General features: G+C 60.6%; 23 protein-coding genes. 12 read left to right on the top strand and 11 right to left on the bottom strand.

Annotated elements, in window-relative coordinates:
* Positions 1-458: 458 nt before the first annotated feature.
* Together tmaR and AB5Z02_RS05715 are read left to right on the top strand one after the other, a co-directional pair.
* On the top strand, positions 459-776 hold the full coding sequence (tmaR, locus tag AB5Z02_RS05720; RefSeq protein ID WP_005336024.1) for a PTS system regulator TmaR: 318 nt from the start codon (positions 459-461) through the stop codon (positions 774-776).
* 208 nt (positions 777-984) lie between these two features.
* Positions 985-4,068 carry a transglycosylase domain-containing protein gene (locus tag AB5Z02_RS05715; protein ID WP_075116006.1) on the top strand — a complete coding sequence of 1,028 codons (3,084 nt, stop codon included), beginning with the start codon at positions 985-987 and terminating at the stop codon, positions 4,066-4,068.
* A 111-nt stretch (positions 4,069-4,179) separates the two neighbouring features.
* On the opposite strand, the gene yidA is transcribed toward AB5Z02_RS05715, so the two are convergent.
* The 4 genes from yidA to AB5Z02_RS05695 all read right to left on the bottom strand — a co-directional run bounded on the left by yidA (position 4,180) and on the right by AB5Z02_RS05695 (position 9,462).
* Positions 4,180-4,989 (bottom strand): sugar-phosphatase, encoded by an 810-nt coding sequence (gene yidA / locus AB5Z02_RS05710; RefSeq protein WP_113739910.1) that lies wholly within the window; start codon positions 4,987-4,989, stop codon positions 4,180-4,182.
* 114 nt (positions 4,990-5,103) lie between these two features.
* Complete coding sequence (locus AB5Z02_RS05705; RefSeq protein WP_368215541.1) at positions 5,104-6,771, bottom strand: FapA family protein; 1,668 nt, start codon at positions 6,769-6,771, stop codon at positions 5,104-5,106.
* Between the two features lie 250 nt (positions 6,772-7,021).
* The gene (locus tag AB5Z02_RS05700; RefSeq protein ID WP_368215535.1) at positions 7,022-8,170 is read right to left on the bottom strand and encodes a CinA family nicotinamide mononucleotide deamidase-related protein; all 1,149 of its coding nucleotides are present in this window, start codon (positions 8,168-8,170) and stop codon (positions 7,022-7,024) included.
* Positions 8,171-8,223: 53 nt separating this feature from the next.
* Positions 8,224-9,462, bottom strand: coding sequence for a DUF3391 domain-containing protein (locus AB5Z02_RS05695; protein ID WP_005336014.1), 1,239 nt, complete (start codon positions 9,460-9,462; stop codon positions 8,224-8,226).
* Between the two features lie 144 nt (positions 9,463-9,606).
* Between AB5Z02_RS05695 and metA the strand changes: the two genes are divergently transcribed.
* A complete protein-coding gene (gene metA, locus AB5Z02_RS05690) occupies positions 9,607-10,554 on the top strand; it encodes a homoserine O-succinyltransferase (RefSeq protein WP_019446225.1) in 948 nt (315 codons plus the stop codon).
* On the opposite strand, the gene AB5Z02_RS05685 is transcribed toward metA, so the two are convergent.
* A complete protein-coding gene (locus tag AB5Z02_RS05685) occupies positions 10,555-11,073 on the bottom strand; it encodes a cyclin-dependent kinase inhibitor 3 family protein (RefSeq protein ID WP_231719937.1) in 519 nt (172 codons plus the stop codon).
* Positions 11,074-11,216: 143 nt separating this feature from the next.
* On the opposite strand from AB5Z02_RS05685, the gene AB5Z02_RS05680 reads away from it, so the two are divergent.
* Positions 11,217-11,687 (top strand): Lrp/AsnC family transcriptional regulator, encoded by a 471-nt coding sequence (locus tag AB5Z02_RS05680; protein ID WP_005336001.1) that lies wholly within the window; start codon positions 11,217-11,219, stop codon positions 11,685-11,687.
* 90 nt (positions 11,688-11,777) lie between these two features.
* Here the strand turns inward: AB5Z02_RS05680 and AB5Z02_RS05675 are convergent, their stop codons facing one another.
* The gene (locus AB5Z02_RS05675) at positions 11,778-13,742 is read right to left on the bottom strand and encodes an LTA synthase family protein (protein ID WP_368215533.1); all 1,965 of its coding nucleotides are present in this window, start codon (positions 13,740-13,742) and stop codon (positions 11,778-11,780) included.
* A 259-nt stretch (positions 13,743-14,001) separates the two neighbouring features.
* On the opposite strand from AB5Z02_RS05675, the gene AB5Z02_RS05670 reads away from it, so the two are divergent.
* The 3 genes from AB5Z02_RS05670 (at position 14,002) to AB5Z02_RS05660 (ending at position 18,211) form a co-directional block, all read left to right on the top strand.
* Entirely contained in the window at positions 14,002-14,259 is a 258-nt protein-coding gene (locus tag AB5Z02_RS05670) for a DUF2442 domain-containing protein (protein ID WP_368215531.1), read from the top strand.
* Positions 14,260-14,505: 246 nt separating this feature from the next.
* Positions 14,506-16,473: a TonB-dependent copper receptor gene (locus AB5Z02_RS05665; protein ID WP_368215530.1), complete on the top strand. Its 1,968-nt coding sequence runs from the start codon at positions 14,506-14,508 to the stop codon at positions 16,471-16,473.
* A gap of 109 nt (positions 16,474-16,582) precedes the next feature.
* Positions 16,583-18,211, top strand: coding sequence for an alpha-amylase family glycosyl hydrolase (locus tag AB5Z02_RS05660; RefSeq protein ID WP_368215528.1), 1,629 nt, complete (start codon positions 16,583-16,585; stop codon positions 18,209-18,211).
* Positions 18,212-18,293: 82 nt separating this feature from the next.
* Here AB5Z02_RS05660 and AB5Z02_RS05655 read toward each other — a convergent pair whose 3' ends face one another.
* Positions 18,294-19,733 carry a RimK family protein gene (locus AB5Z02_RS05655; protein WP_368215526.1) on the bottom strand — a complete coding sequence of 480 codons (1,440 nt, stop codon included), beginning with the start codon at positions 19,731-19,733 and terminating at the stop codon, positions 18,294-18,296.
* A 186-nt stretch (positions 19,734-19,919) separates the two neighbouring features.
* Here AB5Z02_RS05655 and AB5Z02_RS05650 point away from each other — a divergent pair, with 186 nt between their 5' ends.
* Genes AB5Z02_RS05650 through AB5Z02_RS05640 form a run of 3 tightly spaced genes read left to right on the top strand, consistent with a single transcriptional unit; the run spans position 19,920 to position 21,522 of the window.
* Complete coding sequence (locus AB5Z02_RS05650) at positions 19,920-20,441, top strand: N-acetyltransferase family protein (protein ID WP_368215524.1); 522 nt, start codon at positions 19,920-19,922, stop codon at positions 20,439-20,441.
* A 31-nt stretch (positions 20,442-20,472) separates the two neighbouring features.
* A complete protein-coding gene (locus AB5Z02_RS05645; RefSeq protein ID WP_042053656.1) occupies positions 20,473-20,718 on the top strand; it encodes a DUF3624 family protein in 246 nt (81 codons plus the stop codon).
* Positions 20,719-20,775: 57 nt separating this feature from the next.
* The gene (locus tag AB5Z02_RS05640; protein WP_279506049.1) at positions 20,776-21,522 is read left to right on the top strand and encodes an SDR family oxidoreductase; all 747 of its coding nucleotides are present in this window, start codon (positions 20,776-20,778) and stop codon (positions 21,520-21,522) included.
* 61 nt (positions 21,523-21,583) lie between these two features.
* On the opposite strand, the gene AB5Z02_RS05635 is transcribed toward AB5Z02_RS05640, so the two are convergent.
* Positions 21,584-23,056, bottom strand: a complete 1,473-nt coding sequence (locus AB5Z02_RS05635) for a C69 family dipeptidase (RefSeq protein ID WP_368215522.1) — start codon at positions 23,054-23,056, stop codon at positions 21,584-21,586.
* 474 nt (positions 23,057-23,530) lie between these two features.
* Between AB5Z02_RS05635 and AB5Z02_RS05630 the strand changes: the two genes are divergently transcribed.
* Both AB5Z02_RS05630 and AB5Z02_RS05625 read left to right on the top strand, forming a co-directional pair.
* Positions 23,531-23,986: a hypothetical protein gene (locus AB5Z02_RS05630; RefSeq protein ID WP_019446593.1), complete on the top strand. Its 456-nt coding sequence runs from the start codon at positions 23,531-23,533 to the stop codon at positions 23,984-23,986.
* Positions 23,987-24,129: 143 nt separating this feature from the next.
* On the top strand, positions 24,130-25,281 hold the full coding sequence (locus tag AB5Z02_RS05625; protein WP_368215520.1) for an iron-containing alcohol dehydrogenase: 1,152 nt from the start codon (positions 24,130-24,132) through the stop codon (positions 25,279-25,281).
* Positions 25,282-25,351: 70 nt separating this feature from the next.
* Here the strand turns inward: AB5Z02_RS05625 and AB5Z02_RS05620 are convergent, their stop codons facing one another.
* The 3 genes from AB5Z02_RS05620 to AB5Z02_RS05610 all read right to left on the bottom strand — a co-directional run bounded on the left by AB5Z02_RS05620 (position 25,352) and on the right by AB5Z02_RS05610 (position 26,809).
* Positions 25,352-25,810, bottom strand: coding sequence for a methylglyoxal synthase (locus tag AB5Z02_RS05620; RefSeq protein ID WP_005363178.1), 459 nt, complete (start codon positions 25,808-25,810; stop codon positions 25,352-25,354).
* 171 nt (positions 25,811-25,981) lie between these two features.
* Positions 25,982-26,458: a bacterioferritin gene (bfr, locus tag AB5Z02_RS05615; protein WP_005354959.1), complete on the bottom strand. Its 477-nt coding sequence runs from the start codon at positions 26,456-26,458 to the stop codon at positions 25,982-25,984.
* Positions 26,459-26,602: 144 nt separating this feature from the next.
* Positions 26,603-26,809, bottom strand: coding sequence for a bacterioferritin-associated ferredoxin (locus tag AB5Z02_RS05610; protein ID WP_159144412.1), 207 nt, complete (start codon positions 26,807-26,809; stop codon positions 26,603-26,605).
* Positions 26,810-26,931 lie beyond the last annotated feature (122 nt).

Raw genomic sequence — 26,931 nt, 5'->3', positions numbered from 1 at the left:
GGCCTGTCACGCCGGGGGTCGCGGGTTCGAGTCCCGTCCGCTCCGCCACTAATTTGAAGGCCTTCCCTGATGGGAAGGCCTTTTTGCTATGGGCGTTTTTACCTACTGACCCCGATGGTTGCACACCGGAACCAACACAAAGCCCAGTCTCATGACCGGGTTTTTGTATTTTTAGCGTGTTAAACAGCCAGTGTTAGCATTTATCTGCAGGAAGAGAACTAAAACCCTGTCATCTCCTCCATTTTGTATCCATATCAAGCTCTTATCTGATGGATTACTGGCCATTTTAACTGGTTTACTTTTGGCCAAACTCTGTTCATGGTGCGCGATTAGGGTTGTATCTCGCTTATAACTCGGTAGAGTAAGGGCATCTTGAGTTTGCCTGTCCCGTGCCGAGTTTGCCGGGTTCCAGGTGTAACTTGGCCAGTTTTTATCAACCTTAAGTCAGTGGTATCGATATGGAACAAGTAAACAAGTCCACCTTCAGCGATGTACTGGAATATGTGCGTATGTCCCGTCGCCAGAACAAACTCAAGCGTGAAATTGCGGATAACGAGAAGAAGATCCGTGACAACCAGAAGCGCGTGCTGCTGCTCGACAACCTGAGCGACTACATCAAGCCGGGCATGAGCATTGATGATGTACAGGCGATCATCGCCAACATGCGTGCCGACTATGAAGAGCGCGTGGATGACCACATCATCAAGAACGCCGAGCTCTCCAAAGAGCGTAAAGAGCTGAGCACCAAGCTGAAGGGCATGAGCTCTCACAAATAAGCGTTGCGCTTTCGCTTAAGAAACACCGGCCACTGGCCGGTGTTTTGTTATCAGCTCGGATCTCTGCCACTCCTGCAACAATCGGCTCCCCTTTTTAGAATTGCCCTGTTACCATCACCACAAAGCGGTCAATAGTTTCAAGCCATTGACTTGAAAAGACTAAGCTTGAGTGAAACACAATAAATTGCGCAACCATGGTGGGGCTGATATGGGCGCATCAGAACAGACGGATTTGACACAAGTGGCATCTCAAGATTCATCTGTCCAGACCTCGGACGGGAACCCAAAGCGCAAGCGCCGTCCCTGGTGGCGTTGGCTGTTCTGTTTTCTCTTTTTATTGTGCCTGGGGGCGGTGATCGCTCTGGTTGGCTATGAGATGAAAACCTCGAAGCTGCAATCTCAGGAGATCTCCCGCTATGCTGCCAAGCTCACCTATCAGGTCGAGCCTGGCCAGAGCAAGCAGATCGCCTTCCCTGAGGATGGCCCGTTCGACAAGCGGCTCGGCTATGTGCAACTGCCGATGATGCAGGAGCGCCTGCTGCAGCGGGGTTATGAAGTCAGCAAGCAGGTGCATTTCTCCGACGCGCTCTATGACTACGCCAGTCGTGGTTTCTTCGTGCCCTATACCGAGAAGGTGCAGGCTGGCCTGACGTTGCACGATTGCCGCGCCGAGCCCTTCTATCAATTCAAGTATCCGACCCATCACTATCCGGATTTTGATTCCATTCCGCCGCTCGTCATCCAGTCGCTGCTGTTTATCGAGAACCGCGACTTGCTGAGCAACGAAGAGCCGTTGGCCAACCCGGCGGTCGACTGGCCCCGTTTTGCCAAGGCCGCGCTCTCTCAAGTGGGCAAGGCGCTCGATATGCAGGATCAATCTGCCGGTGGCAGTACCCTGGCGACCCAGGTGGAGAAGTATCGCCACTCGCCGGATGGTCTGACCCTGTCGCCGACCGAGAAGATCCGTCAGATGGCCTCTGCCAGCGTGCGGGCTTATCGTCTCGGGCCGGAAACCCTCGAAGCGCGCAAACTGGTCGCCTGGGCCTACCTCAACTCGGTACCGCTCTCGGCTGCGCCGGGATATGGTGAAGTGCATGGTCTGGGAGATGGTCTCTGGGTCTGGTTTGGTGCCAATGTCGATGACGTGAACCGTCTGCTGGACCCCGCCCGCAACCAGAACGCACCGCTGGCCGAACAGGGGCTTGCCCTGCGTCAGGTGGTCTCGTTGATGATTGCGCACCGCCGTCCCTCTTACTATCTGGCTCAGGGGCGAGAGGCATTGGCTACCCTGACCGACAGCTACCTGCGCCTGTTTGTGCAGGAGGGAATGATCACGCCGCCACTGATGGAGGCGGCGCTCAAGGCCAAGATTACGTTTCGTGATTTCCTGCAGTCCCCTGCTATCACTCGGGTGAACAATAACAAGGGGTTGCAGGTTGCCCGTACTCGCCTGAGCCGCCAGCTCGGGGTGCAGCTCTATGACCTCGACCGGATGGATCTGACCGCCGATACCAGCCTCAACATGCCGCTGCAGAACGAAATCTCCCGTTATCTGCAACAGCTGGCCGACCCGACGTTTGCCGCCCAGGTAGGGCTGTTTGGTGAGCGCCTGCTCTCGCCAGAGAAGACCGGCGATGTGCGCTACAGCTTCACCTTGTTCGAGAAATCGCCGGAAGGGTTCAAGGTGCGGGTACAGACCGACAACACCGATCAGCCGTTTGATATCAATGAAGGCTCCAAGCTGGAGTTGGGCTCAACCGCCAAGTTGCGGGTGCTGACTACCTATCTGGAGATCGTAGCCGAGCTGCACGATAACTATGCCGGGATGCCGGTCGAGAATCTGCGTAAATTGGCTGCCGTCTCTCAGGACAACCTCAGCCGCTGGGCCATCTCCTATCTGATGACGGCTCAGGACAAGAGCCTGCCTGTGATGCTGGAAGCGGCGCTGGATCGCAAATACTCCGCCAGCCCCAATGAAGGGTTCTTTACCGGTGGCGGCATGCACACCTTCAACAACTTCCGCCGCGAGGATAACAATCGTATTCCGACGTTGCGTGACTCTCTGCGTGAGTCGATTAACTTGCCCTTTGTGCGGCTGATGCGCGATATCGTGCGCTACAGCCTCTACAAGGAGGGCAACCGTGCCCAGTTGCTGAAGGATGACAAGGATCCCCGCCGTCAGGAGTATCTGGCCAAATTTGCCGACAAAGAGGGCCAGACCTATCTGCTGCGCTTCTGGCGCAAATATCGCGGCAAGACTCCCGAGGAGCAGCTCGATACCTTCCTCGACGGTCTCAAGCCGAGTGCGGTACGTCTGGCGGCGGTTCACCGCTACCTGATGCCGGAAGCCAGCGAAGCGGCTTTTGCTGCCTTCCTGGCGGAGCGGTTGCCGCGGGAGAAGCTGAGTGCGAAGCGGGTCAATCAGCTCTATGTGAGCTATGGCCCGGGCAAGTATTCACTGCCGGATCAGGGCTACATCGCCCGGGTTCACCCGCTGGAGCTGTGGTTGCTGGCCTATCTCAAGGAGTTCGACAAGGCGACCTTTGCCGACGCTGTGGCAGCCAGTCGTGACGAGCGGCAGGAGGTCTACAGCTGGCTGTTCAAGACTCGCCATCGCAGTGCCCGTGACAGCCGGATCCGCACCATGCTGGAGGTTGAAGCCTTCCTCGATATCCATCAGCGCTGGGCCAAGCTCGGTTATCCGTTCGACCATCTGGTGCCTTCGCTGGCGACCGCGTTGGGTAGCTCCGGCGATCGTCCGGCTGCACTGGCCGAGCTGATGGGGATTATCCAGAATGGCGGTGTCCGCTCGCCAACTTTGCGTATCGAGCATCTCTCGTTCGCCAAGGGGACGCCCTTCGAGACTGAGTTTGAGCCGCAGCACACCGAGGGAACCCGGGTGATGCCGGCAGAGGTGGCGGCAGCCCTGCGCAGTGCGCTCTCCAAGGTCGTTGAAGGGGGCACGGCAAGACGTATCGCCGGTGCCTTTACCCTGCCGGATGGCACTGTGCTGCAGATGGGGGGCAAGACCGGGACCGGGGATAACCGGATTGAAACAGTGGGCCGTTATGGCAACGTGACCAGCTCGCTGGCGCGCAACCGCACCGCAACCTTCGTCTTCTATCTGGGTGAGGATCACTTCGGTACCCTGACCGCCTATGTACCGGGTAGCCAGTCTGACAAGTTCCGTTTCACCTCGGCGCTGCCGGTACAGGTGCTCAAGGGGATGGCTCCTCTGCTGACGCCTTACCTGCAACCGGGCTCCCATACCCAGTGTCTGGCGAACCAGTGATACGCACGAATTACCGCTCATCACGCAGATAACTAACCAGAGAAAAAACGGGGAGGCTGACAGCCTCCCCGTTTTTATTTCCTTATCGGACGCAGGGGCGCTCGATTGCGATCAGGCATTCAGTACGAACTGCTCGATCACCTGAGCCACGCCATCTTCATCGTTGCGGGCAGTGGTGTGCTGGGCGAGAGCCTTGATCTCGTCGGTGGCATTGCCCATCGCCACACCGAGGCCAGCGTACTCGATCATGTGGCGATCGTTGCCGGCATCCCCGACGCAGATCACCTGAGCGGCGGTCAGGCCCAGGTGCTCGGCCAGTGCGGCCACGCCTGTTCCCTTGTTGCTCTGCTTGTTCATGAACTCGAGGAAGAAGGGGGCGCTCTGTACCACGGTATAGCGCTCATAGAGCTCAGCAGGCAGTCGCTCGATGGCGCGGGAGAGCTGGGGCGGCTCGTCGATCATCATCACCTTCATGATCTGCTCGTCGGCAGGCAGGGTGGCGAAGTCGATCAGATTGATCGGCATGCCGATCAGGCGAGATTCGTGCTCGGTGTAGGTACTGACACGGGGGCTGATCAGTCCACGGGTGACCGAGAAACCATGGACGTTCACCTCCAGCTCATCAGCCAGTTTGGCGACGGCGCTGGCGTCACTGCCGGTCAGCAGCTGGCTGCGGATGATGCGCTGATCGGCCACCTGTTGCACCAGAGCGCCGTTGTAGCAGATGACGTAGTCATGCTCTGTGGTGAGGCCGAGTTCTTCCAGATAGCGGCTCATCCCTTCCAGCGGGCGGCCGGAGGCCAGCACAACGGTTACCCCTTTGGCGCGCGCGGCGCTGATGGCGGCGTGGGTGCGGGGAGTAATCTGGCCCTGCGGGTTGAGCAGGGTGCCATCCATATCCAATGCGATCAGCTTGTACATCTCTCACTACCTGAGTCTGGGTGGCCCGCCCGGTGGGGCCAAGGAAGTGGCGAGTGTAGCGAAAATCGGCGGCGGGATCACGGACGATACAGCGAGCAGTCCGTGCCGGTTGAGCTATTTGTGTCCCTCGTAAGGGGTCATCTCCAGGGTTTCATCATGGATGGTCAGACGGGTAGGGCCTCGGGTGATGGTAACCTTGCGTTTGAAGCTGGCCATCTCGACCTCGATGCCGGAGTAGAGGTGTTGGGTGGCAATGACCTCCATCTGAGCCATCAAGTTTCGCAGCTCCTCCTGGTTGGCGGTGAGCTGCTCATCGAGCTGGGCCAGTTCGGCCAGCTGATGGTCCCGGATCGGTTTGAGCTTGCGCAGGGTATCCGGATTGCGCTTGTCGCTGGGCAGTTGCAGCAACTTCATGACCAGCTCCTTGATTTTCTCCAGCTGGGCCTGACACGCCTGCTGGCGCAGCTTGAGCTGGTGTTCCTGCTCCTTGTGGGTGAAGTAGCCGCCGAGGATCTGCAGCCGGGTATGGTTGGCGGCCTCGGCCCCCAGGCTGGGGGCCATGATCAGGCGATTGGCAATGCTGGTGCCCCCCAGCAGAGTGCCTTTGCGCATGTTGCTATCACCCACCTTGATATCTTGTCCGCTGCGGGAGTAGCAGTGGCTGAGCTGGCTCTGGATCTGGATATCCCCCCCCGCTTCCAGCTGGGCATACTGGGCGTAGCTGGCGTGGATCTCCCCCTGCGCATTGAGTTGGCAAAGGTACTCCCCCTGCTCGTTGCGGCGGCCAATGATGCCGTGGCGTACCGTAATACTGCCCCCTGCCTCAATCCAGCCCCCTTCGATAAAGCCGCCAATCACGATGTCACCGCTGACCCGGATCTTCATGCCCGGGTTGACGTCGCCGCTGACGATTAAGCCTCCTTCAAAATCAATGTGGCCGTGGCGGGCATCAACCTGTTTGACGCTGAGCACCTCGTCCACCTTCATGCCCGCTTTCTCCTGACAGGGCAGGCCAGCCCGACCGGCAATCAGCAGGTCGGGATCATCGGGGGAGATGAAGGTGCCCTCGCCAGCACTCATCGGGCTGTCTTTGCCATCTTTGGCGGGCAGATCCTGACCGGTCACGGTAAAACCGGGTACCCCGACGGTGGCCGGATGACGGCGCATCAGCGGAGCGCCTGCCTTGACGGTGACGATGGAGCCGAGATCCCGCAGGTCGACCTTGCCATGACCCAGCTCCTGCGGTTTGAGGATCCGTTCGGCCGGGGTCTCCACCAGCCGCTCATAGCGAGTGTCCTGACCATTGACGGCAGGCTGGCCGTTGGCAATCACCAGCTTGAGCTGACTGCCGGGGGCGGCCTCCTTGGCTGACTGGATGGCAGCGGTGAGCAGTTGCTCACTCACCCCCTGTTTGATTTCGCTGATGGCGATCGCCTCTTTCAGCTGTTCCAGCGTCACATACTTGCCACCCCAGTCGGCAGTGATCTGGGCGATGGCGCTCATGCGATCCTTCTCCACTATTACGGCGAGTCGGGCATCCTGACGCTTGCCGATGGGGATGGGGTTGGCAGGGACGGGGGCGGCAGGGTTGGTGAGCAGGGTATTGAGCAGGCTGATGGCCTGTTTGATCCCCTCGGACAGCGGCTGATAGCGGCGACAGTTGGAAGCGAGCAGCAGAGCCTGCACATCCTGTTCCGTGACAGGCTTGGTGAGACCGGCGGCAATCCGCAGGCAGACCAGTTCCATATCGCTTGATAGCAGCAACCACTCTTTGCTTAACACCGCATCTCCTTGCTGGATGAGAACGGAACGATCGGCTCGCTCCTCTACTGTCATTTAATCTCTCAATGATTAATAAAGCGAGTCACCAACCCTGAGAGTGGGCAGTATTCAGATATTTCTTCTGAATGGTCAATGAATTGAAGTCAAATCGGTGATGGCGGCCGGATAAATATGGGTGCTGTTTGGCAACGGCGTGAAAAGGCGGATCGCAGCGCCAGCGACATAGGGTCGCTGGCAGGGGCGGTAGTTATCAGCTGCGCTGGGCTGTTCTGGCCAGGGTGAGGTAATCTCCGAGTACCGGCTCACCCAGCATATGGCGGCGCAGCATGTCGAGGGCGGCAAAGGCGAGGATCTTGCGGCGGCTCTCCGGGTCGGGATGGCTGACCTTGACCGTCTGACCGAGGTGTATGCCATCGGCGCTGAGCAGCAGTGGCACCCCCTCTGTCCCCTCTCGCCCTATGGTCAGTTGCAGGCCCGCATCGGCGGTCGGCAGTTGCGCCAGCTCATCGGCCAGTAGCGTACTGAAGTTGGCCTCCAGCCGGGAATGGCCGTGACAAAGCGCCAGCAGAGCGCCGCCACTCTCTCCCTCCAGCAGAGCCAGCGGTTTGCCTTGCAGCAGCGCGAGGATCTGCTGCGCCGGTTCCGTATCTCCGCTGCCAACCAGCCAAGGGCGGATCGTGTTGAGCAATCTGCTCTCGGCGCTCTCCATGTCAGCGGCGCTGGCGCCGTGGCCGATCAGTTTCAGCTCGATAAGGGGCATGGAGGAGCGGTAACCCAGCTCAATACCAGCTGGCCAGGGGTCGGCATCCAGCATATCGCTGAGCGCCGACTCCGAGACGCCGAAGGTGTAAAAGCGACGCAGCTCGGTATCGATCTGCGCACCGGCCAGCTGTTTGAGGCGCGGCAGAATTTGCTCGCGCACCATCTGCTTGAACTCGAACGGCACGCCCGGGGTGAAGAAGAGCTGACTCTGGCCATTTCGCACCACAAAGCCGCAGGCGGTGCCAACCGGGTTGTCGAGGATCTCACTCCCCTGCGGCAACCAGGCCTGTTTGGCATTGCTTTGTGCCATGGAGCGGCCACGGCTGGCGTAGCGCGCTTCGATGGTAGCGAGCCATTCGGGGAAGAGGGTGAGCGGTTGTTCAAAGGCTTCAGCGGCTGCCTGAGCAGTGAGGTCGTCGGCGGTGGGCCCGAGCCCGCCACACACCAGCACCACCTGGGCGCGGCTGGCACTCTCTTGCAGCACCGTTTTCAGGTCGGCGAGGTTGTCACCCACCGTCAGGCGACGGCGCACCTGCCACCCCTGTTCCAGCAGCAGAGCGCTGAGCCAGGCCGCGTTGGTATCCACCACCAGGCCCGTCACTATTTCGTCTCCGGTACTGATGATCTCGATACGCATGGCAGGCTCCTTGGATTAAACGGGTGGCAACGGTTGGCCTCGAGCCAACACAATCAGGCTTTGTTGTGCTCGAAGTAGTAGCTGATCCGGGTACGCGGATTGAGGTACTCGAACACGGCGGGTGGCAGCCGTTTGGGGTGGATCACCTTGGCGATCGACAGTTCGGCTTGCTGCAGGTCGATGATGGCCGCTTCCTGACGGGGAATGCGCGGATCGTAGACCAGCACCGAGGGGTAGAGCAGGCGGGAAGCGTTGACCGACATCACCAGCCCCACCTGACCGTTGGAGAGTTGCACCACGCTGCCGGGGGGGTAGATCCCCATCAACCGGATCAGCATGCTGAGGTACTCCGGATTGAACTGCGCCTTGCGCTGCTTGTAGAGGCCGCTCAGGGCCGAGTAGGGCACCTTGGCCTGCATGTGGCAGAGGTTATCGTACTCGTTGATCAGCGACACCATCTGGGTCAGCGGATCGAGCTGGCCACCCTTGAGCCCTTCCGGCCCGCTGCCATCGAGATATTCGTGGTGATGGAGCACGATCCCCTTCGCCTCGGCCGGGAAATCTTTGGCCAGATTGAGCAGATCCAGCCCGTAGCGCGGGTGCTGGGCCATCAGGTTCTGCTCCGGCTTGGTCAGAGGCTCGGTCTTGCGCAGGATCTGGCTCGGGATCTTCAGCTTGCCGATATCGTGGAACAGCGCCCCCATGCCGACCTGACGGATCTCGTCAGCCGTCATGCAGCACTCCTTGGCCAGCAGCATGCTGAGAACGCTCACATTGAGGGAGTGGAAGTAGAGGTTGTTGCCATCCTCGCTGTCGGAGACTAGGTGCAGCACCATCTCGTCCACCGAGAGCAGCTGTTCTGTCATTGCATTGACCAGCTCCTGCGCCTCGCCGATGGCATTGAGGGGGCGGGACTGGATCTTGCTCATCACGCTGCGCACCTGCGCCAGCGACTGCTGGAACTGCTTCTCGCACTGCTGTAGGTTGCGGCGATAGAGTTGCAACTGTTCGATGCGGCGATCTTTCTCCTGCTGCATCTGGGCCTGACGCTGGGCGGCGTCTGCGCTCTCTTGTTGCTGAGGCTGTACCTGATTGAGGGGCTTGGGCGGAACGTCGCTCTTGTCGGGAATGATGGTGACCAGTTTCAGGCCGAGACGGCGGATCAGCTCGATCTCTTCTTCACTTTTGATCTTGAAGCTGGAAAACAGGAACGGGTGTTCGCGCCACCCCAGTGGCAGGGATACATAGTTGCCGACTTGCAGTCGATCTACGGAAATCTTGATACCGGTCATTATCTTGGAAGCAGGAGACACACTGAGCCGTATGCTAGTCAAAGGCGGGGGTGAATACAAAAGGTATCTGATGACAGGGCAGGAGCTTTATTATAGGCTTCTGGATGTCCAGACATATTTACCGATGCAGTACAGGGAGTAAGCATGCCGATCAAGATCCCGGATCAGTTACCCGCCGCCGAAGTGCTGGGGCAGGAGAACATCTTCGTGATGACGGAATCCCGGGCCGTCACCCAGAACATCCGTCCGCTGCGGGTGCTCATCCTCAACCTGATGCCAAAGAAGATTGAGACCGAGATCCAGCTGATGCGGATGCTCTCCAACTCGCCGCTGCAGGTGGATGTGGATCTGCTGCGCATCGATGACAGGGAGTCAAAGAACACGCCGCAGGCCCATCTGGAGAACTTCTATCACGACTTCGAGCAGGTGCGTGGCAACAACTATGACGGCATGATCATCACAGGGGCGCCGCTCGGGCTGGTGGAGTTCGAGGAGGTGGTCTACTGGCCGCGCATCGTCGAGATCATCGAGTGGTCCCATCAGCATGTCACTTCCACCCTGTTCCTCTGCTGGGCGGTGCAGGCGGCGCTGAAAGCCTTGTATGGTATGGAGAAGCAGACCCACGGCGAGAAGCTCTCCGGGGTTTACCGCCACCATCGCCTCGATGAGCACGAGCCGTTGCTGCGCGGTTTCGATGACGAGTTCGTCGCCCCGCACTCCCGTTACGCGGCGTTTGATGGCGATCTGATCCGTGCCCAGACCGACTTGCAGATTTTTGCCGAGTCAGAAGAGGCGGGAGTCTATCTGGCGGCGACCAAGGATTGTCGTCAGGTGTTTGTCACCGGGCACCCGGAGTACGATGCCCTGACGCTGGACGGGGAGTATCAGCGGGATCTGGCGGCAGGGCTCGACCCGGCCATTCCGGTCAACTACTACCCGAATAACGATCCGGGCAAGACGCCGCGCGCCAGCTGGCGCAGCCATGGTCATCTGCTGTTTGCCAACTGGCTCAACTACTACGTCTATCAGCTCACCAGCTATCGGGTGGAGGATATCGGCAAGGTCTTCACCTATGACCAAGGAGGCAAGTAGTCAGTCGCCCAGCTCCAGCCGCTCGGCCAGCTGGTCGAGCCATTGGCGGTGGCAGGCCAGGGTAAACGCCTTGGGTCTGTGAGCTTTGACTGCGGTCATCGCCTCTTGCTGCGGCTGGCCGAGGGTCATCAGCAGCGCGACGGCGACCAGACCGGTACGACCGCTGCCCCCTTTGCAGTGGATGACCAGATGTTTGCCATCCCCCAGCAGCTCGCGCAGCTGTGGCAGCGCCTGTTGCCAGGCAGCCTCGAAGTCGGTGTCGGGGGCCAGATCATCCTCGATGGGCAGATGGAACCAGCGCATCCCTTCGTGTTCGACCTGCTGGCCGAGCTGCGCCAGTTCGAGTCGGATCAACTCGGCGCGCGTCATCAGGGTCACCACTCCGTGGGCACCGGCCAACCGCAGTTGATCGAGCGCCAGGGTCAGCGGCACCTGCTGGGTGCCGGGGCAGGGGGTCAGCAGCAGCTGACCGTCGACACGGGGAACCTCAAGGCTCCAGAAGGGGTGATACGGGTGCATGGCGGATCCTCGCGTGGTGGCCGCAGGGCTGCGGCCGGTGAATGGCGCCAAGGATAGGCGGGGCAGGGGGGATGTCAATGGCCGTTGTGTTTGCCCCGGTTTACGGGCAGAGTCTAAAAAATTGAGCGGTTCAAGGAGTTAAGATGAGAAACCTGGATCAACTGGATTTGGATATCCTGGCCCATCTGTTTCGGGATGCGGGCATGACCAACAAGGATCTGGCCGCGCTGGTGGGCGTTGCCCCCTCCACCTGTCTGGAGCGGGTGCGCAAGCTGCAGCAGGATGGCGTGCTCAAGGGGGCGCACTGCGAAGTGGATTATCAGGCCCTCGGTGGCCACATTCAGGCCATGGTCTCCCTGCAGCTGGCCCGCCATAGCCGTCAGATCATCGATGCTTTCCGCGATGCCATTCTGGCGCTGCCCGAAGTGATCAGCCTGTTCCACATGGGGGGCAAGGATGATTTTTTGGTGCACCTCTGTGTCTCCGATACCGAGCACCTGCGCAACTTCGTCTTCGATCACTTCACCTCCCGCGAAGAAGTGGTGCACCTCGAAACCTCGCTGGTATTCGAGCACAAGTTCAGCCGCTCCCTGCCCTGCTTTCCCCAGCCATAACGGCCTGTGGGCCGACGGTATGGATAGATGGAAAAACCGCCAGCTGGCGGTTTTTTCCATTCTGCTATGGGTTGAAGCAGCACGAGCGGCTCAATTGGCGGCGGTGCGTTCATCCTTGGCCGTCTGATAGAGACTCTTCTGATAGGCCATGCTGCCCCACAGGGCAAGACCAAGCGCATCCTCCTTCAAGGCGTCCGGCTGCGCTGCCAGGGTCAGCTTCTCGTTGGCATTGTCGTAGACATAGCCCTCTGCCGCCCGTTCCGGTTGCAGGATCACCACATCCTTGCCGCGCATCAGGGCGAAGTTCTTGTCGTACTGCATGATGGCCCGACCCGGCCAGTCGGCGGGCATGCGGGTCAGATCCTTGCCGAGCATGGGGTAGTCGGCACTGATCCCCATCAGGGAGAGCAGGGTCGGCGCCATGTCGATCTGGCTGACGATGCGCGGATCCTTCCTCGGTGCAATGCCGTCACCCACAATGACGCCGGGGATATGGAAGCGGGGAATGGGCACCAGACTGGCGCCACCGACCCGGCTGTCGTGATCGGCGATGACCAAGAACAGGGTGTCCTTCCAGTATTCGGACTGTTTCGCCTTCTTGAAGAACTCGCCGATGGCGTAATCCGCATACTTGGCCGCGTTGTTGCGGGTCTGCTTGGGCTGCTCGAACAGTTCGATGCGGTTGTCCGGGAATTCAAACGGATCGTGGTTGCTGGAGCTGAACACCAGGCTGAAGAAGGGCTTGCCCTCTTTGTGCAGCGCTTTGAAGGTCTCGTCGGCCTTGGCCATCAGATCCTCATCGGATGCGCCCCAGGAGCCCTTGAACACCGGATTGTCGAAATCCTTCTGCTCGACGATGGTGGTGAAGCCGTTGCCGAGGAAGAAGCTGCGCATGTTGTCGAAGTGGCTCTCGCCGCCATAAATAAAGCTGGTGTCGTAACCCCGCTGTTTGAGCAGATCCGCGATGGTGAAGAAGTTGGTCTGGCTCTTGCCGAGTTTGACCACCGCCTGTGCCGGGGTCGGCGTGAAGCCGGTCAGTACCGCCTCGATACCGCGTACCGAGCGGGTGCCGGTGGCGTAGAGCTGCTCGAACGCCCAGCCCTGCTGCGACAGCGCATCAATGTTGGGGGTGAGCGGCAGGCCACCGAGGGAGCCGACAAACTGGGCGCCCAGGCTCTCCTGCAGCAGGATCACCAGATTCTTCGGTTTGCCCTGGAAGCTTGCCTCGTTGAAGGTCTGGCTGGGCAGCAGATCGGAGTTGAAATCACTGGCCGGACGGCCACTCTCCTTGCGCATGATGTCGAGCACCTTCTGCTCGGACATCTTGCCGTAAAACTGGCTGGCATCCTCCTCGGCACCCATCTGCTTGATGGCAAAGAAGAGGGAGTAGGCGGAGTTGACGGTGAGCGAGTTGACCAACGGATCCTCGGCAAAGGCGACCATGGCCGGGTTCAGGGCGCGGTGGCCGAGACTGGAGCGGGCACCGAGAAAACCGATGGCCAGGATCAGCAGGGCGAAGGCCGGACGCAGATACCAGCGCGGGAAGCTGAGGCCACGCACCAGACGGCCGCTCAGCCACCAGCCACCGGCCAGCACGGCACCACTGAAGAGCACCGCCAGCAGCAGCTCGGCTTTGCGGCCCGCCCACAACATGGAGAGCACCTCTTTCGGATAGATGAGGTACTCCACATAGAGGCGGTTGGGGCGCACGCCATATTCGGTGACAAATGAGGGGGTGGAGATCTCGAGGAACAGCATCAGCCAGAGTCCGACGGTCAGCCACACTCGCATCAATTGCAGCCAGCCGCGACCGATGGCGTGGGGGCCTGCCAGCAGCTGGGTGAGCATGGCGGGGACGCCCCAGACCCAGCAGAGGGTCGCAAAATCGACCCGGATCCCTTGCAGCAGCATCTCCTGCCAACCGGCCACGGCATCCACCCGTTCCAGTTGCCAGACACCGAGGGCAATTCGACTGAAAGAGAGAGAGAAGAGCGCGAGCGCGCAGAAGATGGCGAAGGGCCAAAACGGGCCGAGTCGCTGTTTTAGAGCTGTCATGTTTGTTCCTGATTGGGCCTGTAAGCGTCTGTCCACAGACGCTTTTTTATTTGTTGTGCTTTTATGACAGGCAGATGTGGATAAGGTTGCACTCTATCTTGCCAAAAGAGGCAATTAACATATCGCTTATCTAAAAGTGTGAACTCGACCGGTTACTGAGTGCAGAATAAGCTGCTGGATAAAATGTGAGCCGCAGCGCGAATGGAAGGGGGGACTCCATTTATAATTGCCGCGAATTATCTCAATCGGAGCCGAAGGGATGCCGGTCTTTATCGATGTCGAGTATGTGCAGGGATGGCGCCTGTTTGTGGTGTTATCGGATGGCACCACGGGCGTGCTGGATCTGACCCCCTGGCGAGGTCAGCTGCTGTTTGCAAAGCTGGAGAGCGAACGCCACTGCGCCCGGGTCTTTATCAACCGTCACCACCAGCTGGAGTGGCCCGTCGGATGCACCTTGTCTGCCCACGAGGTTTATCACCTGATCTCCCCCATCGATGAACGGGAAGCCTTCAGCTAATCCGTGCTTTTTGTGAGCCAACGCCAGATTCCTGTTACTGGAATGTTTGTCCGTTTGCCTTTATGAATGAACTTGGGTAAAACCTGCGCAACATTTTGCCAACCTGCCTTCGCTTTCCCCCGACAGAGGCTTGCCGCTTTCACGCCGCAGGCCTTTTTTGCGGCCTGATGGCAAACCTTTCCCCTGCTGAAAGGTTTGATTGGTTGAATGAAAAAAACAAAATAAACAAATACATAAGGAAAATGTATGGCTTGTCATATGCGCACTCCTCTTGCCCTGCTGGTGGGGGGGCTCGCCTGTCACGGCGCCGCCGGTCAGGAGCCGGTTCAACAGCTGGATCCCATGGTGGTGGTAGCAACCCGCCCGGCCAGCACACTTGAAGTGACGCTTGATCCCAAGAAGCCCGGTTCCCCCATGCCCGCTGCCGACGGCGCCGGTTATCTGAAGAATGTCACCGGCATGAGCATGGTGCGCAAAGGGGGGCTTGGCGGCGATCCCGTGCTGCGGGGGATGGGGATGTCCCGCCTCAACGTGCAGATGGATGGCGGCATGCTGGCTGGCGGCTGCGGCGGTCGCATGGATCCACCCACTGCTTACGTCTTCCCCCAATCTTTTGACCGGATCCGGGTGCTGAAGGGGCCGCAATCCCTCGAGCAGGGGGCCACGCTGGCAGGCACTGTGCTGTTCGAACGGGACAGGCCCGAGTTCACCGCGCCGGTTCTCAAGGCCGATGCCTCGGCCCTCTTTGGCAGCTTCGGCCGCGATGATCAGATGGTCGACATGACGGCAGGCTCGACCGATGGTTATCTGCGCGGTCAGTTCACCCACTCCGACAGCGATGATTACCGCGATGGCCACGGTGACAAGGTGCGATCCTTCTATCGCCGCGAGAACGGCACCGCCCAGCTGGGCTGGACGCCGGGGGAGCACACCTGGCTGGAACTGACCGCCGAGCGCAGCAATGCCCGCGCCGCCTATGCGGACCGCACCATGGATGGCCCCATGTTTGATCGCGAATCCTTCGGGCTGAAGCTCAAGCAGGAGCAGATCACCACTCACTGGCAGCGCAGCGAGCTGACCCTGTGGGACAACTACATAGACCACATCATGGACAACTTCAGCCTGCGGCAAAACAGCGGCATGAAGATGCTCTCCAACCCGGATCGCCGCAACACCGGCGGTCGCTGGGCCAACGACATCGTCTTGCCAGCAGACTGGCTGCTGACCGCCGGGCTCGACAGCAACCGGGATCAGCATCGCAGTCGGAGTGGGGTCGACTATGCCACCAAGGATCGTCAGCGCACCCTGCGTTTCGAGCAGCAGGGCGGCTTCGCCGAACTGGGTCGTCAGCAGGGAGCCCACAGCTACAAGGGCGGTTATCGTCAGGATAGGGTCGAGACCACCCGCTATGGCGCCGGTGAACAGACCCTCTACAGCGATACCCTGAGTCTGAACAGCGGGTTTGGTCGCTACGAGTACCAGTGGTCGCCCCGCTGGTCCAGCTATCTGGCCTGGGGGCAGGCGGAGCGGGCGCCGGACTACTGGGAGCGCAGCAAGGACAGCACCCCGTTCACCCTCAACCCGGAGCGCAGTCGCCAGTGGGATGCTGGGTTGGCTCTGCGCAGCCGCGAGCTGGACCTGACCCTCTCCCTCTTTAGCGCCGACATCAAGGACTACCTGCTCTACAACAGCAAGTCGAACAAGGTGCGCAATATCGATGCCCAGACCCGGGGTGGCGAGTTGGAAGGGCGCTGGCAGTTTGCCGAGCAGTGGCGTCTCGATGGTGGTCTGGCGGTGGTCTACGGCGAAAACCGCAGCGACAACAAACCGCTGGCCCAGATGCCACCGCTCGATGGCAAGCTGGCGCTGGGCTGGCAGCCGGACGAAGCGCTGAGTTTCACCCTGCTGGGGCGCGCCGTGGCGGCGCAGGATCGGGTGGATGTGGGCTCCGGCACGGTCGCCGGTCAGGATCAGGGCGAGACCCCTGGCTTCTTCACCATGAACCTGAGCGGCGCCTGGCAGTTTGCCAAAGGGTGGCAGCTCTCGGCCGGAGTGGACAACCTGTTCGACACCTTCTACTACGAGCACCTCTCCAAGTCGGTGCACAGCAGTCAGGCCGGGCTGGGCTACGAGCAGAGCGGCCGCATCCCCGAGCCGGGCCGTTCCTACTGGCTCTCGCTCAACTACCGTTTTGCCTCGGCAGGGGTGCTCTAACCAGTTGAGTCAGATAACGTTTTCAGTCACAGACACCGCTGTGTGAGCATCGCTATCATGGTGAAAAACAGGCGTATCAGACGCCTGCTCTCACAGCGGGAACATAACAATGAAACAGGGAACGTTACGCTATGGCGGCCTGCTCGGGGCCGCCCTGTTACTTGCGGCTTGCGGCGGCAGCGGTAGTTCAGGTGGGGAGAGCGCTCCCCCCGTCGTCAATCCGCCGGTCACTCACCCTCCGGTCGCTACGGCCAGTCGTGCCTGCTATGGCGACGATCAACCCGCCTGCAACCTGCGCATCTATCAGGTAATGGTGGAGTCGTTTGCCGATGGTGACGGCAGTGCCAACTACGGCGTCGGCTATGGCCCCTCCCAGCACAACGGCGATCTGCAGGGGATCATCGACAGTCTCGACCACATCAAGAGTCTCAACGTCAACGCCATCTGGCTCACCCCGGTGTTCGACTCCTGCGCGGGGCAAGGCGGCGATAACAAGCTCGATGCCACCGGCTACTTCGCCTGCGACTTTTTTACCGTGGATCCCAACTTTGGCAGCAATGCCAAGCTCAAGCAGCTGGTGGACGGGGCGCACCAGCGCGGCCTCTACGTCTTCCTCGACGGGGTGTTTGGCCACGTCAACAAGGTGGGGGTGAGCAAGCCCTCGCCAGAGGGGCGTCTGCCAGCCCTCACCAGCGGCGGTGCGGGTTATCCCGGCCAGCTGGTGGATTACAGCAAGCCGGAGAGCCTCGCCTACTTCAAGGAGGTGGCCCGCTATTGGGTCGAGCAGTACGGCATCGACGGCTGGCGCCTCGATCAGGCCTATCAGCTTGGGCTGGATGATTGGCGCGCCATTCGCAGCGAGGTGGAGCAGGCCAGCGCAGCGCGCAAGGCCGCCGGTCAGCAGTGGGGCACCCTCGGCTACATGGTGGCCGAGGTGTGGAAGGGGGCTGACGATATTCGCGCTCAGGCTTATGGCAGCAGCGACAATCCGGCGCTCTCCTCGGCGTTCGACTTCCCGTTGCGCTACGGCATCGTGCAGGCACTGGCGGTGGAGGAGTCCGGCAAGGGCGGCCAGGGGGCCAGCGTGCTTGACGCCAGCTGGAACAAGGTGGAGAACTACCCGAATCATGCCATGCCGAACCTGATGCTGGGCAACCACGATCTGGTGCGTTTCGGTGATCTGCTGGAGCGTGGCAACTTCAAGTCGACCGAGTACTGGCAGCGCCACAAGGCAGCCTTCAGCTTTATGGCGGCCCGCTCCGGCCCCATCACCTTCTACTATGGCGAGGAGTTTGGCGACGAGGTGCCGGGCTTTGCCGCCAAGGTCGGTGGTGACTGTGCGGCGCAGGGCTTGTGCGACGATCATGTGGCCCGCAGCGACGGCAAGGTGCCCGCTGTCACCGGCTTTGTGCCAAGTAGCGAACAAGCCGAGCTGAAAGAGTGGCTGGCCCAGTTACTGGCGATGCGTGCCGCCCACCCCGCTCTCTATCAGGGAGAGCGAGTCAAACTGGTGGCCGAGGGCAGTCTCTATGGTGACATCAAGCAGACGGCGGGGGAGCAGATAGTCTACCTGCTCAACCTCTCCACCACGGCGCTCAGCTACAACCTGCCGACGGGCAAACTGCGCAGCGGCAGTGCGCTGGTGGATCTGCAAAGCGGCGAGAGTCTGGCCATCGGCGGCAGCAGCGTAACGGTGGAGATACCGCCCTTGAGCGGGCGTTTCCTGCGTCTGCAATAAGACAGCCGCAGCACGCTTTGATATGAGAGAGGGCCCCTTCGCGGGGCCCTCTCTGTCATTGTGGGTGACAAAGTTATGGTGGTTATACGGTGCTCTGGCCCCGGTTTTCCAGCCGCTGGCGGAAGGCGCGGGCCAGTCGCTCGTAGAGATCCTGCGCCTCCTTGTCTTCGATATCACCGCGGATCCAGGGGTTGTCGACGATCTCCAGCAGCACGCAGTCACGCCCTTGCTGGCGCAAATCGAGCCCGTAGAGGCCATTGCCGAGCTGATGCACGGCGCGGCGGGCGGTCTGCAGTACCCGTTCCGGCACCTCGTTGAGTGGAAGCGCCTCGATGCGGCTCATGTCGAGGGGGTGCTTGCGGCGGCGAATGCGGTTGCCCGGTTCGGGCCGGTAGCGGCGGCAGGCAAACAGCGGCGAGCCGTCGAGAAAGCCGATGCGCCAGTCGAACTCGGCGGGGATCCGGCTCTGCACCAGCAGCAGGGCGGAGCGGCCCAGCCCCTCGTCCAGCAGGCGGGCCAGCTGTTGCTCGTCGCTGGCCATGGCGAGATCGCGCCCCTGTGCCCCGTCGGGCACCTTCACCATCAGCGGCAGGCCGAGCCGTTGTACCAGTTCGTCCACGTGGTGGCGGCCGCGGCGGGTCACCACCATGGTGGGCGGCATGGGCACGCCGCTACGCACCATCAGCTCGTAGAGGTAGAGTTTGTTGCTGCAGGCGAGGATAGCGCGGGAGCTGTCGATCACCGGCATCTTCAGCTGCTCGGCACGGTGGGCAAATTCGAAGGTGTAGTGGCCGACTGCGGTTTCGGCACGCAGCCAGAGGGTGTCGAACTCCTGCAGCCGCTCGATGGCTGACGGTGGCAGGATCTCGGCCCGGATGCCCTGGACGGCTGCAGCACGGATAAAGCGCTCCAGCGCCAGCCCGTCACTGCTGGCACGGCCATCATCGGGGTCGACCAGAATGGCGAGCTGGTAGAGCGGCGCCGCCTGCTCCTCATCACCGGTCCCCACCAGCGCCTGAGCGTGGTGCAGCATTAACTCTTTCTCGCTTTGGCTCAGTTCCAGCGGTGACCGGCTCTGCTGCTGGCGGACCGACCAGCCGTGGCGGCCGCGCTTGAGGGTCAGCTCCTGCAGCGGCAGCTGGCTCAGGCCGTAGTAGTAGCGGGCCAGCCCCGCCAGTTCGCTCTGTTCACACTGGCCGAAGATGGCACGTACCCGGATCCGATCCTCGCTCTGCTGGGCCAGCCACCCTTGTGCCTTGCGCCACAGCTTGGCCGGTGGCTGCTGGGGTTGCAGTCGGCTGATGGCCTGCAGACCCGGCAGACAGTGGTGGCCGCGTGCCTGGGCCAGCAGCGAGCAGTAGTAGCCTGCGCTAAGGTGTTCCAGATTGCGGCAGAGGTTGATGATGCGGGGTCGGCCGCCGGTGGTCGGCACGCCATGTTGCAGATAGGTGCGGGCGGTCAGCAGATAATCGGCATGGCAAGGCCAGTCGCCCAGCTCTTCGACGATGACATAGGTACTCATATTTTCGGCTCCACAGATCAGACTGCCTGAACAGGCAGGATCCCCAGTGGGCTTCGATGCACCGACAAGCACGACAATGGCGCGAGGGGAAACAAGAGGTTACAGTGCCTAATATGACGCCTTGGTAACTTGTGATACAAGTCGCATTTTTGGTGCTGAGGATAAATAACCGAACAAGGACTCCCCGTGTTGACCGTACGTGCTGCCCGAACCGATGATCTGGGCGCCATCGTTAATCTGGAACGCTACTGTTTTCCCCCTGAAGTCGCCTTTGGCCGCAGCCGCTGGCACTATCTGCTGGCCCACGCCAAGGGGCGCACCCTGTTGCTGCTGGACGAGAAACATCAGCTGATGGGCTATCTCTGCCTGCTGGAGCACAGAGGCTGGGATCGGCTGGTCATTCAGGCGCTGGCCATCCGCTGGACGGTGCGCCGTCTGGGCTGGGCCCGTCGTCTGCTGGAGCAGGTGATCCGCGAGGGCAAGGTCGCTGGCTGGGGGGCGATTCGCCTCGAAGTGGGGGACGCCAACGAAGAGGCGCTGGCGCTCTATCAGGGATTGGGATTTCGTCCCCAGCAGCGGCTGGCGGACTACTATGGCCGCGACCAGCACGCCCACCGGCTGGTGCTGCCGCTGGTGAGCGACGAGGAGCGTGAGCGGCGCAGAGTGGCTCGCACTCAGGCTCGTAAGCCGTCTTCACGGGCCAACTGATCATGTTGCACGAGCAGAATCGAGGAGCAGGATGAGCTGCGACAACTGTCTTGCCACCGCCATCAGGGCCAAGCTGGGGCGCTGTCCGGTCTGCGCCATCCAGACTTTCATCATCGGTCTGAGTGGCTGGCTGGTCTGGTGGTGGTGTGGTGCCGACACCTCGGTCAACGCCCTCACCGGCCTGCTGTTTGCGCTGGGTGGCTCGGGTCTGCTGCTGCTCCATCTGGTGGTATTTGTCTGGCGCAAGGCGACCGGACGTGAATTGAGCGATGAATAAATCAGATTGCTTTCAACAACATAAATAACAATATCGGTTGAGATAATGGAGGTTCAGATGATTGCAATGGTAACGGGCGCCTCGTCCGGTTTTGGTGAGTCCATCAGCCGCCAGCTGGTGCAGGCGGGCTACAAGGTGATCGGTACCGGTCGCCGCGCCGAGCGGCTGGCCGCGCTGGCTGACGAGCTGGGTGCGCAGTTCCTGCCGCTGGCGTTTGACGTGCAGGACAAGGCGGCCACCCGCGCCGCCATCGCCGCTCTGCCAGCCGAGTGGAGCGAGGTGGAGCTGCTGGTCAACAACGCCGGTCTGGCGCTGGGGCTGGAGCCGGCCCACAAGGCGGATCTGGAAGATTGGGAGCAGATGATTGCCACCAACATCAGCGGCCTGACCCTGCTCACCCGCTTGCTGCTGCCGGGCATGGTGGCGCGCAATCGCGGCCATGTCATCAACATCGGCTCCATCGCGGGTACCTACCCCTATCCGGGCGGCAACGTCTACGGCGCCACCAAGGCGTTTGTGAAGCAGTTCAGCCTCAACCTGCGCGCCGATCTGGCTGGCACCGCCATCCGCGTCACCAACGTGGAACCGGGCCTGTGCGGCGGCACCGAGTTCTCCAACGTGCGCTTCCACGGTGACGATGCCAAGGCGGCCTCCGTCTATCAGGGGGTGGAGGCGATCCAGCCGGAAGATATCGCCAATACCGTGCTCTGGGTGAGCCAGCAACCGGCCCACGTCAACATCAACAGCATCGAGATCATGCCGGTGGCGCAGACCTTCGGCCCGCTCAATATCAGCCGTCGCTGATCGCTGCATTGGTTGAAACAAAAGAGGCTCCCTTGGGAGCCTCTTTGTGTTGGCGAGCCGATTACAGGCTCATGATCTTCTTGAACTGCTCCTCCGAGTACTTCTTCTCGCTGCTCTTGGTCAGATCCGTCATCAGCTTGTAGCGCAGATCTTTGGCCATCTGGTAGGTCTTCTCTAATTGGCCATAGGAGTAGTCGGCGGCCAGCCCGATGGCGGTAGCCTTGTCGTTGGCATAGGCCTGCTTAAGGCTCTTGTCGAGCAGCGCCACCTCCTTGTAGAGCTTGGTGCTCTCCTTACTCCAGACGTTTCGCAGCAGCGGCAGGTACTTGTCCGGATCGGCGCTGGCCAGCGCGGTCAGGCTGCGGAACTGCCAGTAGGCAGAGTCATCGGAGTAGCTGTCGCTGCCGGTGCGATAGGGCAGGGGATAGTTTTCCAGCGTGTTGTAGAGCGGCACCATCACAGATTCGGCCAGCACGCCGTAGCTCTGCCAGATCAATCCCTGCAGCTCTTTGGGCATCTCCTTGCGCAGCTGGATGACGTGGGATTCCAGCTGGCGATCGATGCGGATCGGCCGCTCCGCCTTGCCCGCCAGCGGCGTGCCCTCATAGGTGGCGCTCAGCAGCCTGGCCACGTCCGGCACGGCGATGGGGGCATCCGGCTTCATAAAGAGCGGATATTGCGCCTGCCGGGTCGGCTGCGGGTGGCTGGCGGTCAGCATTTTCTGGCCGAGCCACTCCCGATCCACGTTATACGGGTCAGCGATGACCCCGAACGCCTTGGCGAAGTTGAACTCTTTCGGGTCGGCGTTATCCAGCAGTTTGTGTTCGCGTACAAACTCCAGCAGCTTGGGCGAGTGCAGCACATCGGCGCTGTCGAGATTGACGCCGTGGATGCGCAGGCCGTTGGCCACCATGGCGTAGTTGTCGTCCGGCACCCGCACTGCGATCCAGTGGTGGCCGGAGCCAATCTCCATCAGCCAGGCCTCGTTCACATCAGCTAGATAGAGGCTGTTGCCCTCACCGGCGCCATATTGCTCCACATAACGGCCGAGCAGTGCGACCCCCTCTTTGGCCGTTTTGGCCTGCGGCAGGATCAGGGTGGGGATGATGGCCTCGATGACCCCCTTCTCGATCAGCGGATCGGCTTTTTGGGCCTTGTCGTTGACCTCGGCACTGGTGGTGGCCGAAATGGCGACGTTGAACTCGTTGATGCCGCGCTCCTCGTAATACTTGCCGTCCGGGTCGCTGGCTGTGGCATCCCAGTCACGAATGGCTGAGTAGGCGAAAAACGCCTTTGGCATCGGCACTTCCAGTCCGTTGCCCAGTTTCCAGAGTTTGCCCTCGTTCTGCTGCGCAGGCCGGAAGGCGAGGTATTTGTTCCAGTTGTTGACGCCAAAATCCTCGTTTCTGGCGATCATCACGCTGCCATCGGCACTGGCCCCCTTGCCGACGATAAGGCCGGTACAGGCGTCGGCACTGGTGCCAAGCAGGGTGAGCAGGGTGGCGGAGAGAAGACTCAAGGTGTGTTTTTTCATAGTTATGCCCGAAAGGTTGCGGTGAGTGAGAGTCAGACGAGGGGATGAGGTGTGGGGAGGCCGCAACTCCGAACTGGCAGCGGAGCGAGCACGGCAGATTGGTCTGCCTGTTATTGGTTTGACGAACAGATCATCCATGACACGGCTGGCTGGTTGTGATGTGCGCCAAAATTGTATTCCCGAGTGGTTGTTTATTTTGTGATCGAACGACTGTTCCTGACTTTTCTCTGGCATCGTGGCGCGTGGACGGCAAAATGTGCCAAAACAGCGTGAGCTGGCAGCAGATGAGTCATGATTCTGACGCCTGCTTGCGTGGGATGCGTGGTGAGATCCGCCATATCTCTGGATCTCGCACTATCTGACAAGTTGGCCTGTAACTTGCTGGTTTAATTGATAATGGTGGGGCCTGACGCCCCATGTGATCGGATCAGCCTGTGCCCATTGCCGCAGATGCGCACTGAATTGGAGCCCCCCATGGATATCAAACCCTACAGCCAGCAGCTTGCCCAGAGCGCATCCAACAACCGCGCCCTCGCTACCCTCAACAGTGCCAGTAGCGGCGGTCAGGGTGGTGGCTGGGAGGAGATGGTCAGCCTCTCCACCCAGCGCATGACCGGCCAAGCCCAGCAGGTGCTGACCTACGAACATCTGGCCAAGAACAACAAGCTGCCGCCGGCGCTGGATATGAGCTCTGACAAGGGGGGCGTGGTGCAGCAGCTGGTGGACAAGGCGCTTGGTTTCGATCGCAAGAAGTTCAACGAGATCGAAGAGAAGCTCAAGACCATCGCCGATAACAAGAAGCTGACGCCGGAAGAGCGGGCGGAGCAGAGCAAGCCGCTCAACGAACAGCGAGAGGCGATGCTCAAGGAGGCGATGGATCGCCTGACCGGTAAGAAGAGCTCATCCAAAGATGAGGCCAAAACTGCCTGATCCTGCCGCTGTTCTGAGATCTACCCGGTCGGCACCGATGGGCCAGTGTCGACCGCCGATGGGCAAGCTTCTGCCACCTCTTTTGACCTCACCTCCCCACAGGCGCACAATGTCCGCGCATTGAGCCAGTCGAGGAGTCCGCCGTGTACAACTTCCAATATGCCAATCCGACCCGCATCTGTTTCGGTGAGGGGCAGATCGCCAGCCTGCCCGACCTGATCCCGCCCGGCAGCCGGCTGCTGGTGCTCTACGGCGGTGGCAGCATCAAGCAAAACGGCGTCTATGAGCAGCTGACCCGGGCGCTGGAAGGGGTGACGTGGCAGGAGTTTTCCGGCATCGGCGCCAACCCCAGATTCGAGCTGTTGATGGAGGCGGTGGCGCTGGTGAAGCGCGAGCGCATCGACTTCCTGCTGGCGGTCGGCGGTGGCTCGGTAGTCGATGGCACCAAGTTTGTTGCGGCGGCCGCCTGCTATGAGGGGGATGATCCCTGGGATATCTGCGGTAAACAGGCGAGCGTGCACAAGGCGCTGCCGATGGGCTGTGTGCTGACCCTGCCGGCGACCGGCTCCGAGAGCAATCCCACCTCGGTGGTGAGCCGGGGGGATGTGAAGATCTCCTTCAGAAGTCCGCTGGTGCAGCCGCAGTTTGCGGTGCTCGACCCGACCACCACCTACAGCCTGCCTGCCCGCCAGACCGGCAATGGGGTGGTGGATGCCTTCGTCCATATCGCCGAGCAGTACCTCACCTTTCCGGTGGGAGGCGAGGTACAGGATCGGCTGGCGGAAGGTTTGCTGCAGGTGCTGGTGGAGAACGGCCCCAAGGCGCTGGTGGAGCCGACCAACTATCAGGTGCGGGCCAATCTGATGTGGGCCGCCAGTCTGGCGCTCAACGGCCTTATCGGTTGCGGGGTGCCACAGGATTGGGCCTCTCACGCCATCGGCCATCAGTTGACGGCGCTCTACGGGTTGGATCACGGCCAGAGCTTGGCTGTGGTACTCCCCTCACTGCTGCGTGAGCGGGCGAGCCAGAAGCAGGACAAGCTGGCCCAGTTTGCCGAACGGGTGTGGCATTCGACCCGCGAGGACAAGGCCCTGCGCATCGAGGAGGCGATCATCCGCACCGAGCAGTTCTTCCAGAAGATGGGACTGGGTACCCGGCTGGCCGACTATGGCCTCAGCGAAAGTTGCATTCCGGCGGTCTGCTCCAATCTCAAGCGGGTGGGGCGCACCGCGCTCGGTGAGCAGCAGGATATCGACCCTGATCGGGTGGCGCGCATTCTCGCCCGGGCGCTATAAGCCGGCATCGGTTTGTTTCCTAATAAAGAGAGCCGCTTGTTGCGGCCCTCTTGCATGACGGGTTAGCCGATCACTCGGTACGCGCCTTCAGATAACCGGCGTAATCCGGGATCTGTACGCTGAACGCTTGCCGCATATGGGGGCTGTCCATGATGAAGTCGGCGGTCGCTTCGTTGGTGGCGACCGGGATGTTCCAGACTGCCGCGAGGCGGAGCAGCGCCTTCACGTCCGGATCGTGGGGCACCGCATTGAGGGGATCCCAGAAGAAGATCAGCACATCGATCTTCCCTTCGGCGATCAGGGCGCCGAGCTGCTGGTCGCCCCCCATGGGGCCGGAGAAGAGGCAGGTGATGGGCAGTTGCGCCTTCTTGCCGAGCATGGTGCCGGTGGTGCCGGTCGCATAGAGATGGTGGAGCTTGAGCTCCTCCTTGCGGCGCATTACCCAGTTCAGCAGAGGGGTCTTCATGTTGTCGTGAGCCACCAGTGCCACCCGTTTGTGGGGTGCCATCTCGCGTGCAATCTGTTCCATGGAAATCGTCCGTAGCATTGTTATTGGAAGAGAGTCGTATCCTAATCGAAAGCCATGACAGATGCTGTGTCGGGCGTATTAACTGTGATCCTGTCGAAAAGTTTTCGGGTCATGGCTGCTCAAATGAAGAGACCCGCGCTGGCGGGTCTCTTTGCTTGCTGGCCTGCTGGCTCAGGAGCCGTGGTGCAGTTGCGACTGCTGGTAGTTCTCCAGCCCGATGCGATCGATAAGGTCTAGCTGGGTCTCCAGCCAGTCCACATGCTCCTCCTCATCCTCCAGGATCTCCTGGAACAGGTCGCGGCTGATGTAGTCTTGCACCGACTCGGCGTAGGCGATGGCCACTTTCAGGTCGGGAATGGCATCCATCTCCAGCGACAGGTCGCAGCGCAGCATCTCTTCGACGGTCTCGCCGATGCGCAGCTTGCCCAGATCCTGCAAATTGGGCAGCCCTTCGAGAAACAGCACGCGCTTGACCAGCTCGTCGGCGTGTTTCATCTCATCGATAGACTCGTGATACTCCTTGTGCCCGAGTGCCTTGAGGCCCCAGTCATCGTAGATGCGGGCGTGCAGGAAGTATTGGTTGATGGCAATCAGTTCATTGGCCAGCACCTTGTTGAGGTGGGCAATGATCTTGGGATCTCCTTTCATCGACAGTGCTCCTTGGTTCGTGCCTGAGGCTCCGATCGTTAGAGCTTAGTCCAGAAAAGTGACAACAAGAGGTCTGGCGAGCCAGCTCGCCTGAGAAAAGGGGTGACCCTGTTGGCGGGTCGCATCAGAAAAGAGGTGTCCGGATCAGGCCACCTCGTAGTAGAGCGCGGGTTGCTCCTGCTCCATCTTGTCGAGTTCGGCGGCGATGATCTCCATGGTCATGCGCACGCATTTGCCACATTGGGCGCCCACCTCGAGCGACTGCTTGAGCTGGCGGAATTCGCTTTTACCTGACTGCACCGCTTTGCGGATCTGGGTATCTGTGATGCCGCGGCACAAACAGACGTACATGATGGTCACCTCTTGTGGAATGAGATGAAATCTAAATGAGAATGGTTCGTAGTGCAAATAACCATTGGTAATAAGATCCCCTGCTTGCCACTGTGTAACCCCTTGGGGACAATGCTGGCAAC

The sequence above is a fragment of the Aeromonas sp. R2-3 genome, from assembly GCF_040908375.1.
GTDB classification, from domain to species: Bacteria; Pseudomonadota; Gammaproteobacteria; order Enterobacterales; family Aeromonadaceae; genus Aeromonas; species Aeromonas veronii.
The sequence above is the reverse complement of the archived record's forward strand: the minus strand, read 5'-3'. Positions and strand labels throughout refer to the sequence as shown.

Excerpts from the sequence above, each read along its gene's own strand:
- tmaR (WP_005336024.1), top strand. The coding sequence starts at position 459 with ATGGAACAAGTAAACAAGTCCACCTTCAGCGATGTACTGGAATATGTG.
- AB5Z02_RS05715 (WP_075116006.1), top strand. The coding sequence starts at position 985 with ATGGGCGCATCAGAACAGACGGATTTGACACAAGTGGCATCTCAAGAT.
- yidA (WP_113739910.1), bottom strand. The coding sequence starts at position 4,989 with ATGTACAAGCTGATCGCATTGGATATGGATGGCACCCTGCTCAACCCG.
- AB5Z02_RS05700 (WP_368215535.1), bottom strand. The coding sequence starts at position 8,170 with ATGCGTATCGAGATCATCAGTACCGGAGACGAAATAGTGACGGGCCTG.
- AB5Z02_RS05695 (WP_005336014.1), bottom strand. The coding sequence starts at position 9,462 with ATGACCGGTATCAAGATTTCCGTAGATCGACTGCAAGTCGGCAACTAT.
- metA (WP_019446225.1), top strand. The coding sequence starts at position 9,607 with ATGCCGATCAAGATCCCGGATCAGTTACCCGCCGCCGAAGTGCTGGGG.
- AB5Z02_RS05685 (WP_231719937.1), bottom strand. The coding sequence starts at position 11,073 with ATGCACCCGTATCACCCCTTCTGGAGCCTTGAGGTTCCCCGTGTCGAC.
- AB5Z02_RS05680 (WP_005336001.1), top strand. The coding sequence starts at position 11,217 with ATGAGAAACCTGGATCAACTGGATTTGGATATCCTGGCCCATCTGTTT.
- AB5Z02_RS05675 (WP_368215533.1), bottom strand. The coding sequence starts at position 13,742 with ATGACAGCTCTAAAACAGCGACTCGGCCCGTTTTGGCCCTTCGCCATC.
- AB5Z02_RS05670 (WP_368215531.1), top strand. The coding sequence starts at position 14,002 with ATGCCGGTCTTTATCGATGTCGAGTATGTGCAGGGATGGCGCCTGTTT.
- AB5Z02_RS05665 (WP_368215530.1), top strand. The coding sequence starts at position 14,506 with ATGGCTTGTCATATGCGCACTCCTCTTGCCCTGCTGGTGGGGGGGCTC.
- AB5Z02_RS05660 (WP_368215528.1), top strand. The coding sequence starts at position 16,583 with ATGAAACAGGGAACGTTACGCTATGGCGGCCTGCTCGGGGCCGCCCTG.
- AB5Z02_RS05655 (WP_368215526.1), bottom strand. The coding sequence starts at position 19,733 with ATGAGTACCTATGTCATCGTCGAAGAGCTGGGCGACTGGCCTTGCCAT.
- AB5Z02_RS05645 (WP_042053656.1), top strand. The coding sequence starts at position 20,473 with ATGAGCTGCGACAACTGTCTTGCCACCGCCATCAGGGCCAAGCTGGGG.
- AB5Z02_RS05640 (WP_279506049.1), top strand. The coding sequence starts at position 20,776 with ATGATTGCAATGGTAACGGGCGCCTCGTCCGGTTTTGGTGAGTCCATC.
- AB5Z02_RS05635 (WP_368215522.1), bottom strand. The coding sequence starts at position 23,056 with ATGAAAAAACACACCTTGAGTCTTCTCTCCGCCACCCTGCTCACCCTG.
- AB5Z02_RS05630 (WP_019446593.1), top strand. The coding sequence starts at position 23,531 with ATGGATATCAAACCCTACAGCCAGCAGCTTGCCCAGAGCGCATCCAAC.
- AB5Z02_RS05620 (WP_005363178.1), bottom strand. The coding sequence starts at position 25,810 with ATGGAACAGATTGCACGCGAGATGGCACCCCACAAACGGGTGGCACTG.
- bfr (WP_005354959.1), bottom strand. The coding sequence starts at position 26,458 with ATGAAAGGAGATCCCAAGATCATTGCCCACCTCAACAAGGTGCTGGCC.
- AB5Z02_RS05610 (WP_159144412.1), bottom strand. The coding sequence starts at position 26,809 with ATGTACGTCTGTTTGTGCCGCGGCATCACAGATACCCAGATCCGCAAA.